This is a genomic window from Corynebacterium wankanglinii, assembly GCF_013601005.1.
Lineage (GTDB): Bacteria > Actinomycetota > Actinomycetes > Mycobacteriales > Mycobacteriaceae > Corynebacterium > Corynebacterium wankanglinii.
In genome coordinates this window covers 120,911-134,489 of sequence record NZ_JABFED010000001.1, presented here as the reverse complement: position 1 = coordinate 134,489, position 13,579 = coordinate 120,911, and the positions used below count along the sequence as shown (strand labels likewise).

Genomic DNA, 13,579 nt, shown 5'->3' with positions numbered 1-13,579 from the left:
GTTCTGTGTACTTCTTCCCCGAATTTCTCCCATTTGTAAAACAACCTTTGGAGCTATTTTGAAGAACGCTTCTTCGCCGTTCGAGTTCAATTCGGACGCTGCCGCCCAGGGTCCATCGAACCCTGGGCGTTATAACGCAATGTCCTTCGTTGGCCACAACCCGCGCCGCCACTCCGGCAAGCGCTCCGTCATCGCCGGCATGACGTCCGTCTCTCTGGCACTGGCCGGTCTGACGGTGCCGAGCGTTGTTGGTGGCGGTCCGGCTGGGCAAGTCCAGTTCGCAAACGCCGAAAATAGGACCCCGGTGACTGCCTCGGTCAGTTATGACAAAGGGGATCATTTTTACTCGGTTTTCTCCGATCTCAGCAATGAGGTTAAAGATGTTGACGCATTCGCTGTCAAGCTGAACCATTGGGAATACAAGAATCGTCGGTTCGCCGTCACTGACTCGTTCCCCGTTACAGCCGTGTACCGCTACGGCTACGCTAACGAACAGGGAGAGGCTGAAGAGTATTCGGAAGAATTCACCGGAACTGGTGTGCCGGATTCGGACGGGCGGGGATTTACGTTCTATCTGGATCGGCCGATTGAGGGCATGAAACCGCAAGGATCTGTGCGGTTCTCAGCCGACCCTGCCTTGATCTCGGCCGTCGAGTTGGACAAGGACGGAAACGTCAGAGTGGATGATGATGGCAAGCCCCGCCAAGTAAGCCTTGGCAACGCGTCGGGACAAGCTGGCACTGCCTTTAACAGCAAGGGTTCGGTGTCTGGTTCGGTGACTCCTGGTTCTGTGACGAAGGTTGAGCTTGTTGGTAGCGACGGTTCGCGTCATGATGTGCCGGTTGGTTCTGATGGTGAGTTGAAGTTGGAGGGGTTGCCTGAGGGTGAGTACACCGTTGTGGTGACTCCTGCTGATGGGTACTCCAAGCCTGTGGACTCGACGGTGAAGGTGCCGGCGGGTGGTAATGCTTCGATTGGTGATGTCACTCCGGATCGTGCGCCGGGTTCGGTGTCTGGTTCGGTGACTCCTGGTTCTGTGACGAAGGTTGAGCTTGTTGGTAGCGACGGTTCGCGTCATGATGTGCCGGTTGGTTCTGATGGTGAGTTGAAGTTGGAGGGGTTGCCTGAGGGTGAGTACACCGTTGTGGTGACTCCTGCTGATGGGTACTCCAAGCCTGTGGACTCGACGGTGAAGGTGCCGGCGGGTGGTAATGCTTCGATTGGTGATGTCACTCCGGATCGCATCTCTCCCCCAACCTCAACGCCAGCGGAGCCGTCCACTCCGACGTCGACTAAGACGACCACGACGAAGCCGTCTACTCCGACGTCGACTAAGACGACCACGACCAAGACGACTACGACTAAGCCGTCTACTCCGACGTCGACTAAGACGACCACGACTAAGCCGTCTACTCCGACGTCGACTAAGACGACCACGACCAAGACGACTACGACTAAGCCGTCTACTCCGACGTCGACTAAGACGACCACGACCAAGACGACTACGACTAAGCCGTCCACCTCGACCACGACTACGACGCCGAAGCCGTCCACCACGACGACGCCGAAGCCGTCCACCACGACGACGCCGAAGCCGTCCACCACGACGACGCCGAAGCCGTCCACCACGACTACGACGCCGAAGCCGTCCACCACGACGACGCCGAAGCCGTCCACCACGACGACGCCGAAGCCGTCCACCACGACCACAATCACGTCGAAGGCGACCCCGACGACGGCGAAACCGACCACCTCCAAGGCCACTACGACTGCTAAGCCGCAACCCAAGAAACCGAGCATCACCGGTACCGTCACGGACCTCGAGGGCAAGCCGCTGCCGACGAAGGACAAGGACGGCAAGGACCTTCCCTCGACGAAGGTCATCGTCAAGGACAAGGACGGCAACCAGGTCGGTGACCCGATCGAGGTGAAGCCGGACGGCAAGTTTGAGGTTCCGGAGCTGCCGGCTGACGGCGACTACGTGGTTATCGTCGAGACGCCTGAGGGTTTCAATGATCCGAAGCCGCAGGTTGTTCCGGTGAAGCAGGGTGAAACTACCAAGCTGCCGCCGATCAAGGTGGAGAAGCCGGAAGTGGATCTGGATAACAACAAGCCGGCTCCAAAACCGGGCTCCATGTACGGCTGGTTGATCGACGACTCTCGTCGGCCGATCACCGGTTCGATCGTCCGGCTGGTGAAGAAGGCCGTCATTGACCCGACCACCGGTGAGGCCTTCGATTACGAGGTGCCGCTCACCGTGGATGCGGACGGCTACTTTGTCACCCCGCCGATCGACTTCTCCTACTTCCCCGAGGGAGAAGCTGACTTCGATCTGATCATCGACCTGCCCGAAGGCTGGCCGAATGTGGACATGAAGGGCGAAGCTCTCAACCGCACGGTGAAGGTGAAGCAGGGCGAGCCGACCAACATCGGCGAGATTCAGGTGAAAGCCCCGGCTACCCAGACCATCGTGGGCCGCGTCGACGACGGCAACGGCAACGCAGTCCCCGGCACCGTTGTTGTGGTGACGGACCCGCGCGGCAACTCTCGTGTCATCCCGGTCAAGGAGGACGGCTCCTTCGAGATTGACGGTGTCATCCCTGGCGTCCACGAGGTTGAAATCCTCACCCCAGGACAGGATCACGGCGTGGAACCGATCAAGATTCCGGTGCGTGCAGGTGAGGACGTTGAGCTGCCTACGATCCACCTGACCAAGAACAAGTCCCTAAAGCTTGAGAAGCGAGTATGGGGCCGCGATGCCGATAACAACGGGCAGGTTGAAAACGAGGACGGCGAGCTCGTTGACGATGTGATGACGGTCAAGGAGGGTGAAGACCTCGTCTACGCCCTGATCGTCACCAACGACGGCCAGGAACCCATTACGGACATCACCTTTGACGACCCGGAGCTGCGCAAGCGCAACATCGAGCTGACCATGCCCAAGGGCTGGACAGCTGAGTCGAAGTTGATGCCTGGTGAGTCCAAGGTATTCAACGCCACCATGAAGGCGCCGGACGACGCGTTCGATTTCAACAACGTCGCAACGGCCAACGGCGTGACGCCGAAGGGAGAAAAGGTCAGCTCGCTGCCGGACTCCGCCTACACCAAGTTCCTGCGTGGTGCGGTGGAGAAGAAGGTCAACGCCCGCTTCGCCACAAACGCCGCCGAGCCGGTGAGGGCGGCGGCAAATTCCCCGCTCGGTTTCACCTACGAGGTGAAGAACACCGGCTCTGCGCCGATGGTCAACGTCTCTCTCACTGATGCGGTGTATGAAGGACTGATTGATCCGAAGAATCCGAACTTCGACGTAACCAAGCTGAAGAAGGTCAAAGATCTCAAGGTCACTGCTCCGGAGGGATTCAACGGCACACTCTTGCCGGGCCAGAAGGTCATCTTCACCGCTGAGCTGCCCAAGGGCCTTGAGCCGGGTACCCACCACCACGACGCCGCAGAGGCGCGCGGTGAGCTGCCGAAACGTCCGGCCCGTGGTCGCAACTTCGACGGTGAGCCGGACTACGGCGAGGATCCGTCGTCCGTGCTGATCATTTCCCCGCGTGAGAACCTCAAGGGCAACGCTCACATTGTGGTGTCCGAGGGCGCGGAGTTTGCCAACGATGTTTCTGCAATCACCTGGATCGACCTGAACGGCAACGGCAAGCAGGACCCGGGCGAGGGTCTTAGCGGCATGAAGGTTTCCCTGGTGCCGACGGATGGCTCGCCAGCAGTAGGCGGCGTGACCAACACCGACGGCAACGTGCTGTTCGAAAGTGCTCCATACGGCGAGTACACCTTCCAGATCGAAAGCCCGGGCAACCTGCGTCTGGTGGAGCCGAGGGACCCGGAGAAGAACTCTTTCGAGCCGGGCGCGATCTTGGAGTCCAAGCCCTTCACTCTGGGTGATGACGAGCTCATTATCGGCCTCCAGATTGAGACCCCAGCTGCAGCCGGCGGCGAAACCACCGTTGAAAGCGAAGAGGACGGCAGTTCCCTGGGCAAGTGCCTGGCCACCGCTTCCTCCGTCTCCAACCCGGTTGCGTGGCTGGTTCCGATCGGCTTGCTCACCGCGGTCATGGGTGGCATCGGCGTGATGTTCGAGGATGAGTTGAACGCCGCCGCCGCACAGGCCAACGAGGCCGTCCGCCGCGCAATGCCGAACGTGGACTTGGGCATCGGCTTCCAGCAGCCCGAGTGGATGCGTCAGGCTCAGGCACAGTGGCAGGCGCAGATCGACCAGGTCAATAGCCAGCTGGCGGCCATCAACCCGGCCGCTCCGGCTGCTGCTGCAGGCGTTGGCGTGATCGCGCTGGCTGCGCTGCTCACCGGCCTGTACTACGCCAGCTGCGAGCTCGGCTGGAACGAGCCGAACGAGGGTGGCAGCTCGTCCAAGAACTCCGAGGGCGGCTCGTCCAAGAATTCGGAAGGCAGCTCCTCCCGCGAGTCTGAGGGCTCCAGCTCCAACGGCTCATCCAAGGAGACCGAGCAGACCGAAGAGCAGGCCGAGGAGCCAGCGCAGGCTGACGCCGAGGCTAAGCAGCCCGCCAACTAGGCCCAGAATCCACTTAGGCTGAGCCTGCCACCGCACCCCGGCCCGCGTCGCACCACCGCGACAGGGCCGGGGTGCTGTGCTTTTACCACTTTTAAATATTGAGACAGCGCGCTGAAACGTATAGATTCGTAGGTGTTTTTTGGCGTCCGAGCGCTGTTCCACATTCGAGAGGTAAAAATGTCTGCAAACTCCAAGGTCAACCGCACGGTCGGGCTGTCGCTCGCCGCTGCCGTCGCGGGCACGCTGACGCTCGTGCCTGTCGCAAAGGCAGACACCGCGACGCCGGGCGCGGAGCCCACCACCTCGAAGGCGACGGTCGTGGCCACGGAGGACACCACCTCCCCGTCCGCGTCTGCGCCGGTATCAGACAACGTCACCACCACGACCGTGGTGGCGGATACACCGAAGGCGTCGTCAAGCGTGGCCCCCACGACCAAACCCTGGGCTGACATCCTCGCGGACTTCGCGGCGCTCATCGTGCCCAAGGAGACGACCGGCTCCGGCACCTCGAACGCCGAGTTCACGTCGGACGGCCAGACCTACAAGGCGCTCGCCAGCAACCCCACCAACGGCCGCCTCTACGCCATCTCGGATGAGGGCCACCTCCTGCGCATCCACCCGCAGACGGGCAACCTGAAGGACCTGGGCAAGATCCCGAACGTCAACGCCAAAGACATCACCTCGGCGACCTTCACCAACAACGGCACGCTCGTGCTTATCGACGGCGATTCCGTCTACACCAAAGACCTCGCCAACGACCCCACCGGTGCGACAGCCGAGCTGAAGAACCTCGAGTTTGCGAAGAAGGACATCGACACCGAGCGCACCATTCCCGCTCTCGCGTGGGCACCGACTGGCAACGACGACGAGCTCGTCGCCCTGTCCGTCAACGACGGCAAGGCGACCCTGCGGACCCTGGACCTGGCGCCCGCGAAGGCGACCGTCGTCCAGTCCAACGTCGATGTGGAGAAGGGCGTTGACCTGGCCGAGGTTGGGGCGTTCGAGTTCGCCTACCTGGACGGCGATGCCACGCTGTTCGCCGATGGCGAGGGCAACGCGGTGAAGCTCGAGGACGGCAAGATTGTTGCCGTCGAGGCTGACCGCACTCAGGCCGACAACTACAAGGCTGTAGCAGGCCTGCAGCCGAAGCCGGCCACTTCCTCCAGCGTCGCGCCCGCAGCCCCGGCCGAGCCGGCCCCGGCGGCCGACGACCTGCTGGAGATTGACGTCGAGGTCCGTACTGCAGACGGCAAGCCCGTTGCCGGTGCCACGTTCAAGAGCGCGGACGGCCGAGTGGCTGGCGCTACCGGTCAAGATGGCCGTGGCAAGCTTGCCCTGGCGCCGAACGATCCCGCACGCAACCTGCCGCTGATCCAGCTCGAGCTGCGGGAGGCACCAGAGGGCTACCTCAACCAAGAGGTGCTCGTGCGTCGCAGCGAGGGCAAGGCTGTCTTCGTCCTCCAGGCAGACCCGAATGCAACCAGGACCACCACGACCCCGAATACGACCACGAACCCCTCGGGCCTGATCGAGTTCGACGTCTTGGTCAAGACGGCGGACGACAAGCTCGTCGAGGGCGCGGAGTTCAGGAGTGAGGACGGCACCGTTGCCGGAACCACCGGCGCCAACGGCCGCGGCAAGATCTACCTGGATCCGAAGAAGGACAACGTCAGCCTTATCCGCCTGACCCTGAAGGAAGCGCCGAAGGGTTACAACAACACGGAGGTGACCGTCCGCCGCGACGAGGGCGAGGTTGTCCTTGTCCTCCCGCGCGACCCGAAGGCCACCCCGTCGTCGACGCTGAACCGCCCGGACCAGGTGCTCAAGGCGATCAACGACATCAAGCCGATCGCGTCGTCCTTTCTCGCTCCGGCAGCGGCCATCGCCGGGGCGGCGGGCATTGCGGGCCAGCGTGGCACCAACAGCACGCGAACCACGTTCGCCGGCACGAGCGTGACCACCAGCACCACCGCCCGCGCAACGGGCCGCTCCACCAGCGTGACGCCGTCCGCGACTGTGGTCACCCGCGCGGGCAAGGCCACCGCGGTGGCGAAGGCAAACACCTCCACGCGCGCAACCGCGTCGGACTACGACTCGGACGAGCGCGACGGAGATCTCGCGGACACCGGTACCCCGATGCGCGCGATCATCGCGCTGGGTGTGCTGGCGATGCTGATCGGTGGGGCGTACTTGGCGCTGGGTCGCCGCCGCGAGAACGCGTAAGGCCCCTAGAACACCTCGACGCGCCCGCCCAGGGACTCGATCTGCTCCAGTTGGCGCACCCAGCCGGGAGCTCCCGGGTGGACGCGCATGACCGGCCGGGACGAGATCTCCACGGGGGAGACGGACTCGCGGCGGGCGCCCTTGCGCGCCGCCATGCGCTGGTGGGCGCGGTGGCCGGACTCGGCGAGCGCCTCCATGGAGGGGGGAGTGGCGGCGAGGGTCTCGCGGGCGGCCTGAAGCAGCTCGATGTACTCGTCCAACACGGGCACGAGGGACTCGGCGTTGGTCTCGCACATGTTGCGCACCAGCTCAGGGGCGGTGCTGGCCACGCGGGTAGCGCCGCGGAAGGAACCGGCGGAGAGGGACTGGGCGAGGGTGCCGCCGTGGTCGCCGACCAGCGCCAGCGCCTCGGCGATGACGTGGGGGAGGTGAGAGACGCGGGCGACGGCTTCATCGTGGCGGCCCACGGACACGGGCACCGCCTCCGCGCCCACCACGGACGCCATGCGGCACACGGTGGTGAACAGCTCGGCCCAAGAGGTGTCGCCGGGGTTGTCCTGCGCGTAGTCGTAGGTCACGGCCCACGCCGCGCCCGCGAACAACCCCTCCTGGGAGGCGGTCCAGCCGGAGAACTCGGTGCCGGCCATGGGGTGCCCGCCCACGTATCGGGCCTGCATGCCGCGCTGAACGATCAACTGGTAGACGGGCTGCTTCACGCTCACCACGTCGGTCACCCAGCAGCTGGGTGCGTACTCGGCTACCTGGTCCAGCACGTCGGCTACCGCGCGCATGGGCACCGCCACCACCACTAACGCCCGCTCAGCTTCAGCGCGGCGCAGGACCTCCTCCACGGAGTCGGACACGTCGAAGCCGTCCCTGCGCGCCGCCCGCGCGCCGTGCAGCGTGAAGCCATAGACGCGTTCGCCGCGCGTTTGCAGGTCGCGCATGAGCGACCCGCCGATGAGTCCGAGGCCGAGGATGGACACTGGAGGCAGCTGATGGGTAGTCACCGGGACAAGTCTAGTGACACCCCCGCGGCCGCGGACTACGCTTCGAACCCATGAGTCAGGATTTTCCGGACGGGTACGCCGTCACCGTTGAGCGCACCGGGGGCGCGTGGAGCGTGCGCGAGTTCGACGACGACTTCACGGACCTCGCCACCTCCGTCACTGCCGTGCGCAACCTGCGCTCCGAGGGCGCCGCGTTCGCGCTGCTGAACGTAGAGGAGGATTACCTGGTCATCGTCCGTCCAGGCCCCTCGCAGACCCGCGTGCTCATCTCGGACGCCACGATGGCGGTGGACGACGACTTTGCCGCAGACATCCTGGATGAGGCAGGTGTGGAAGTCCCGGACATCGACCCGGACGAGCTGGACAATGTGGACGCCTGGGCGGACGGGGACTTCGCCATCCTCGCGGATCTGGGGCTCAGCGAGGAGCAGATGAGCATGTTGCTTGACGACGACGCCGATCCCGCCGACCTCGCCCAGACCATCGCAGACGAGCTGGGCTTTGGCGACGAGTTGGACGACGTTGTCGGCTAGCTTGCGTCGCGCCGAGGAGCGGATGCGGGTGGCGCTCGCCACCGCGGCGCAGACGCCCGCCGGCGACGTGCCGGTGGGCGCCGTCGTGTTCGGCGCGGACGGGGAGGTGGTGGGCCGGGGGGTGAACCGCAGAGAGGCACTCGGCGATCCCACGGCCCACGCCGAGGTGGAGGCGATCCGGGAAGCCGCGCGCATGCTGGGTACGTGGCGGCTGGACGGCTGCGAGCTGGTGGTCACCTTGGAGCCCTGCACGATGTGCGCCGGTGCGATTTTGGGTGCGCGGGTGTCCTCGCTGGTCTTCGGCGCGTGGGAGCCGAAGACGGGCGCGGTGGGCAGTGTGCTCGACGCTATCCGGGACCCGCACCACCTGCACGTCCCGGAGGTTCGGGGTGGGGTGCTGGAAGTCGAAGCTGGGCGTTTACTGTCTAAGTTCTTTGAAGGTTTGAGGAGTAATTGAATCGTTATCCCACACCGCGGGGTTCGCGCCTATAGTGGGCGAACGGAACCAAAAACTTAGAGCAAAGGAGAATGATTATGGCTCTCGAAGGTAAGGGCGACCAGCTCAAGGGCGACGCGAAGGAAGCTTTCGGCAACCTCACCGACAACGACTCTCTGAAGAACGAGGGCAAGGCTGACCAGCTCCTCGGTGGTGTCAAGGAGAAGCTGTCCGAGGCTGGGGACGCTATTAAGGACAAGGCCAACGAGGTCGCCGCAAAGGTTGAGGACAAGGCCGATGAGGCCGAGGACGAGACCAACCGCTAATTTGGCTAACCGGCCGCGCTGCCGTTAATCTATTCGGCGGTAGCGTGTCCGAGCGGCCGAAGGTACTCGCCTCGAAAGCGAGTGTGGGTAAAACCACCGCGGGTTCAAATCCCGCCGCTACCGCCAACTGTGAAGCCCCCGGCAACGGGGGCTTTTCGCATGTCGGGGCGCCCACTAGGATGGGCCGGGTTACGCTCGCGCGGGTAGCGGGCGGGAAGGAAAACGTTTCTTAAGTGGCGAAACTGCTGTACAAACTGGGGCGCTGGTCCTACCTGCACAAGTGGCGGGTGATCGTCGCCTGGCTGCTGCTGCTCGGCGCGACGGCTGCCGGCGCGCTCTCACTGATGAGGCCGTTTACGGACGAGTTCGCCATCGAGGGCACTCCCGCCATCACCGCCTTGGACACGATGGCGGAAAATTTCCCGGATGCCGGCAACGTCGCCACCGCGCCCGGTGTCAACCTGGTCTTCGCGGCGCCGGAGGGCCAGCGGTTAGATTCCCCGGACAACATGGCCGCGATGGATGCCACCGTCGGCTACATCCGCGACCACCTGGGCGTGGAGGGCCAGCGCTTCGGCAACCCGGTGAAGGTGAACGAGGAGCTGCAGCGCACCATCGTCGGGCAGATGACCGGGATGGGCCTACCCGAGGAGCGCGCGAAGGCGGACGCGTACAACGTGCGGATGCTTAGCGACGACGCTCGTATTGCCTACACCACCTTCGAGTTCAATGCCCCGTCTTCCATGTCCGTGGAGCAGGCGGATCGCGATGTGGTGACCGAGGCCATGAAGATCGGGCGCGACGCGGGCCTCGAGGTGGAGGCGGGCGGTGCCGGTTTCGGTGACCCGATCGCGGTGAAGACCACCTCCGAGCTGGTGGGCCTGGCCGTGGCGTTTGTGGTGCTGGTGGTCACCTTCGGCTCCCTGGCGGCGTCCGTGATCCCGCTGATCTCCGCCGTGGTGGGCGTGGGCATCGGCGCTCTGCTGGTGCTGTTTGCCACGCACTGGGTCGAGCTGAACAACGTCACCCCGGTGCTCGCCGTGATGATCGGGCTGGCCGTAGGCATTGATTACGCGCTGTTCATCCTCTCCCGCTTCCGCCAGGAGGTGAGGGATCTGCCGCCGGAGGAGGCCGCGGGCATGGCGGTGGGCACGGCCGGTTCCTCCGTGGTCTTCGCCGGCACGACCGTGTTCACGGCGCTGGTGGCGTTGGCCCTGGCGCAGATCGAGTTCCTCACCTGGATGGGCCTGGCCGCCGCCGCCACGGTGGCGATCGCCGTGCTGGTGGCGCTCACGCTGGTGCCGGCGCTTTTGGGCCTGTGGAGCTCCAAGGCGTTCGCGGGCAAGATCCCGGGCATCGCCGGCAACCCCGGACCGGGTGCGCGGCCCGGGAAGAACTTGGACGAGAACTCCATGGGCAGGCGCTGGGTCCGCTTCGTGGAGAAAGCACCTGGCCTGGTTATGGCCGTGGTGGTGCTGGGCCTGGGCGCTTTGACGATCCCGGTGCTGGACTTGGAGATGGCCCTGCCGTCGGACACCACCTCCAACCTGGACACCACCCAGCGCAAGTCCGCGGACCTCATGGCCGAGGGTTTTGGCCCCGGCGTGAACGCCCCGCTGCTGCTGGTGGTGGACGCCCATAGCGTGAACCCGGGCGCGGAGATCCTCCAGCCCTACATGGACGCCATCCCGGACGAGGCCGGCGGGGACGCGGAGAAGGCCGCGCTGGCTAGCTTCCTCTACGCCGTGGGCGAGGTGGGCACGGTGGGCGGCATCCAGCACGCGCAGCTCATTGCGGCCAACGAGGACCTCACCGCGGCGCAGATCCTGGCCACCCCGGACGGCGGGCCGGAAGAGCAGCGCACTCTCGCCGTGGCCCACGGCGTGCGTGACGTGATCGGCCAGATCGAAGACGCCACGGGCACCGAGATCGGCCTTACCGGTCTCACGGCGGTGCAGATGGATATCACCGAAGAGCTCGCCGCCGCCATGCCGCTTTACCTCACCATCGTGGTGGGCCTGGCCATCGTGCTGCTGATGGTGGTGTTCCGCTCCATCATGGTGCCGCTGGTGGCCGGGCTGGGCTTCCTCCTGTCCGTCGGCGCAGCGTTCGGCGTGACGGTGCTGGTGTTCCAGGAGGGCCTCACCGGCCTGGTCAACACCCCGGGCCCGATCCTGTCCTTCCTGCCCATTTTCATGATCGGCGTGACCTTTGGCCTGGCCATGGATTACCAGGTCTTCCTGGTCACCCGTATCAGGGAGGCGTATTTGAAGGCGGGGGAGCGGGACGACGTCGATAGGCTGCGTGCCGTCCACGAGTCCACCGTGGAAGGCTTCGCGCAAGGCGCGCGCGTAGTCACGGCCGCCGCGATCATCATGATCGCCGTCTTCATCGCGTTTTTAGACCAGCCGCTGCCGTTCATCCAGATCTTCGGCTTCGCGCTCGGCGTGGCCGTGCTCTTCGACGCTTTCTTTATCCGCATGGCCCTCGTGCCCGCGACCATGTACATCCTCGGGCGTTCCACCTGGTGGATGCCGAGGTGGCTGGACCGCATCCTGCCCGAAGTGGACGTGGAGGGCACCGAACTAGAAAAGGAACACGCATGACCGATGTGACGTTTGAGGCGAAAACCCAGCTCGAACCCGCGCCGGGCCACCACGGCCGCACGGGCGTGATCCACACCCCGCACGGTGCGATTCAGACCCCGGCGTTCATCCCCGTGGCCACGAAAGCGACGGTGAAAACGCTCACCCCGGAGCAGATCCGCCAAACCGGTGCCCAGGCGATCCTGTCCAACGCCTACCACCTGTACCTGCAGCCGGGCCCCGACATCGTGGACGAGGCCGGGGGAGTGGCCGCGTTTGAGAACTGGCACGGGCCCACCTACACGGATTCGGGAGGGTTCCAGGTGATGAGCCTGGGCGTGGGCTTTAAGAAAGTCCTGGCCATGGACACCGCCGGGCTGACCGAGGGCGACATCCGCGCCGCCAACAAGGACCGCATGGCGCGCGTGGACGACGACGGCGTGGACTTCAAGTCCGTCATCGACGGCTCCTCCCACCGCTTCACGCCCGAAGTGTCCATGCAGATCCAGCACTCCCTCGGCGCGGACATCATGTTCGCGTTCGACGAGCTGACCACGCTGGTGGACACCCGTGCCTACCAGGAGCATTCCGTGGAGCGCACCCGCCGCTGGGCCCGCAGGTGCCTCATTGAGCACGACCGCCTAACGACGGCGCGTTCAGGCAAACCCCTCCAGAGCCTCTGGGGCGTCGTGCAGGGCGCCCAGTACGAGGACCTGCGGCGCCACGCGGTGCGGGGCCTGATGGACCTCGACCACGAGGCCCGTTCGGAGGGTCGCCGCGGGTTCGGTGGCTTCGGCATCGGCGGCGCGCTGGAGAAAGAGAACTTAGGCACCATTGTCGGCTGGGTCACCGACGAGCTGCCCGTGGACATGCCGCGCCACCTGTTGGGCATCTCCGAGCCGGACGACATCTTCACCGCCGTCGAGGCCGGTGCCGACACCTTCGACTGCGTCGCGCCGACCCGGCTGGGCCGCCGCGGCGGCGTGTATACCCTGGACGGGCGGATGAACCTCGCCGGCGCGCGGTTCAAGCGGGACTTCCGGGGCGTGGACGAGGAGTTCGGCGGCTACGTGTCGGAGAACTACTCGCGCGCCTACATCCACCACCTGCTCAAGGCTAAGGAGTTTTTGGCCGGCACACTGTGCACCATGCACAACCTGGAGTTCATGATCCGGCTGGTGGACAACATCCGCGCGGCCATCGATGCGGGGGACTACGAGGCCTACCGCGACGAGTTCCTGGGCCGCTACTACGCAGGGCGGTAGTCGGCGCGCTCCTCGGCCCGGCGCACCGCGGCGATGGTCGGGTAGGTCACCGGAAGCAGCACGACCTCCATGAGCGTCTTCCACACGAAGCCGACCAGCACGTAGTTCACAAACGCGCCGGCGGAGTCGATGCCGATCACGCTGGCGGCAATAGAGCAGAACAGCAGCGTGTCGGCGAACTCGCCAACGATGGTGGAGCCGATCAGGCGCGCCCACAGGTTGCCGGTGCCGAAACGGTCCTTCATTTTCTGCAGCACCCACGCGTTGAGTAGCTGGCCCACCACGTAGCCGGTCAGCGACGCCAGCACGATGCGCGGCAGCAGCCCCAGGACTGCGGAGAACGTCTCGTCCATGTCGTAGAACTCCGCGGCGGGCAGCCAGATTGCGATGTAGAAAGACAGAACGGCAACGACGGCGATGCCGAAGCCGGTAAACACCGCGCGGCGTGCAGCTTTGAAGCCGTAGACCTCGGCGATGACGTCGCCGATGACATACGAGATGGGGAAGAGGAAGAACGCGCCGTCTGTGATCAGCGGCCCGAGCTGCACGCCCTTCTGCGCGGTGATGTTGGAGATGAGAAACACCGCGCAGAACACGGCGAGCAGGTACGGGTACGGGGAGCGGGAAACGCGGGATGACATGGGCTTTATCATGG

Annotated in this window: 10 protein-coding genes and 1 tRNA gene; 8 read left to right on the top strand and 3 right to left on the bottom strand. The window is 64.8% G+C overall.

What is annotated here, in order from left to right; all coding sequences use genetic code 11:
• Positions 1 to 1,074: 1,074 nt before the first annotated feature.
• A complete protein-coding gene (locus HMA55_RS00610; RefSeq protein WP_181191164.1) occupies positions 1,075 to 1,890 on the bottom strand; it encodes a hypothetical protein in 816 nt (271 codons plus the stop codon).
• 37 nt (positions 1,891 to 1,927) lie between these two features.
• Here HMA55_RS00610 and HMA55_RS00605 point away from each other — a divergent pair, with 37 nt between their 5' ends.
• Together HMA55_RS00605 and HMA55_RS00600 are read left to right on the top strand one after the other, a co-directional pair.
• On the top strand, positions 1,928 to 4,546 hold the full coding sequence (locus tag HMA55_RS00605; protein WP_181191163.1) for a carboxypeptidase regulatory-like domain-containing protein: 2,619 nt from the start codon (positions 1,928 to 1,930) through the stop codon (positions 4,544 to 4,546).
• 177 nt (positions 4,547 to 4,723) lie between these two features.
• Positions 4,724 to 6,769, top strand: coding sequence for an LPXTG cell wall anchor domain-containing protein (locus HMA55_RS00600; RefSeq protein WP_181191162.1), 2,046 nt, complete (start codon positions 4,724 to 4,726; stop codon positions 6,767 to 6,769).
• 5 nt (positions 6,770 to 6,774) lie between these two features.
• Here the strand turns inward: HMA55_RS00600 and HMA55_RS00595 are convergent, their stop codons facing one another.
• Positions 6,775 to 7,779 (bottom strand): prephenate dehydrogenase, encoded by a 1,005-nt coding sequence (locus tag HMA55_RS00595; protein WP_181191161.1) that lies wholly within the window; start codon positions 7,777 to 7,779, stop codon positions 6,775 to 6,777.
• 50 nt (positions 7,780 to 7,829) lie between these two features.
• Here HMA55_RS00595 and HMA55_RS00590 point away from each other — a divergent pair, with 50 nt between their 5' ends.
• The 6 genes from HMA55_RS00590 to tgt all read left to right on the top strand — a co-directional run bounded on the left by HMA55_RS00590 (position 7,830) and on the right by tgt (position 12,924).
• Positions 7,830 to 8,312 (top strand): tRNA adenosine deaminase-associated protein, encoded by a 483-nt coding sequence (locus HMA55_RS00590; RefSeq protein ID WP_181191160.1) that lies wholly within the window; start codon positions 7,830 to 7,832, stop codon positions 8,310 to 8,312.
• A 22-nt stretch (positions 8,313 to 8,334) separates the two neighbouring features.
• Positions 8,335 to 8,769, top strand: coding sequence for a nucleoside deaminase (locus HMA55_RS00585; RefSeq protein ID WP_181191567.1), 435 nt, complete (start codon positions 8,335 to 8,337; stop codon positions 8,767 to 8,769).
• 77 nt (positions 8,770 to 8,846) lie between these two features.
• Positions 8,847 to 9,074, top strand: a complete 228-nt coding sequence (locus HMA55_RS00580; RefSeq protein ID WP_181191159.1) for a CsbD family protein — start codon at positions 8,847 to 8,849, stop codon at positions 9,072 to 9,074.
• Positions 9,075 to 9,112: 38 nt separating this feature from the next.
• Positions 9,113 to 9,200, top strand: a tRNA-Ser gene (locus HMA55_RS00575).
• Positions 9,201 to 9,307: 107 nt separating this feature from the next.
• Positions 9,308 to 11,680 (top strand): MMPL family transporter, encoded by a 2,373-nt coding sequence (locus HMA55_RS00570; RefSeq protein ID WP_181191158.1) that lies wholly within the window; start codon positions 9,308 to 9,310, stop codon positions 11,678 to 11,680.
• Positions 11,677 to 12,924 carry a tRNA guanosine(34) transglycosylase Tgt gene (gene tgt, locus HMA55_RS00565; protein WP_181191157.1) on the top strand — a complete coding sequence of 416 codons (1,248 nt, stop codon included), beginning with the start codon at positions 11,677 to 11,679 and terminating at the stop codon, positions 12,922 to 12,924. The genes HMA55_RS00570 and tgt overlap by 4 nt, the downstream gene beginning before the upstream one ends.
• Here the strand turns inward: tgt and HMA55_RS00560 are convergent.
• Positions 12,909 to 13,565 (bottom strand): queuosine precursor transporter, encoded by a 657-nt coding sequence (locus tag HMA55_RS00560; RefSeq protein ID WP_181191156.1) that lies wholly within the window; start codon positions 13,563 to 13,565, stop codon positions 12,909 to 12,911. The two genes, tgt and HMA55_RS00560, sit on opposite strands and share 16 nt — an antisense overlap.
• Between the last annotated feature and the right edge of the window lie 14 nt (positions 13,566 to 13,579).

Bases quoted from the DNA above. Each gene is read 5' to 3' on its own strand.
- tgt (WP_181191157.1), top strand. From the start codon at position 11,677: ATGACCGATGTGACGTTTGAGGCGAAAACCCAGCTCGAACCCGCGCCG.
- HMA55_RS00590 (WP_181191160.1), top strand. From the start codon at position 7,830: ATGAGTCAGGATTTTCCGGACGGGTACGCCGTCACCGTTGAGCGCACC.
- HMA55_RS00580 (WP_181191159.1), top strand. From the start codon at position 8,847: ATGGCTCTCGAAGGTAAGGGCGACCAGCTCAAGGGCGACGCGAAGGAA.
- HMA55_RS00585 (WP_181191567.1), top strand. From the start codon at position 8,335: ATGCGGGTGGCGCTCGCCACCGCGGCGCAGACGCCCGCCGGCGACGTG.
- HMA55_RS00600 (WP_181191162.1), top strand. From the start codon at position 4,724: ATGTCTGCAAACTCCAAGGTCAACCGCACGGTCGGGCTGTCGCTCGCC.
- HMA55_RS00560 (WP_181191156.1), bottom strand. From the start codon at position 13,565: ATGTCATCCCGCGTTTCCCGCTCCCCGTACCCGTACCTGCTCGCCGTG.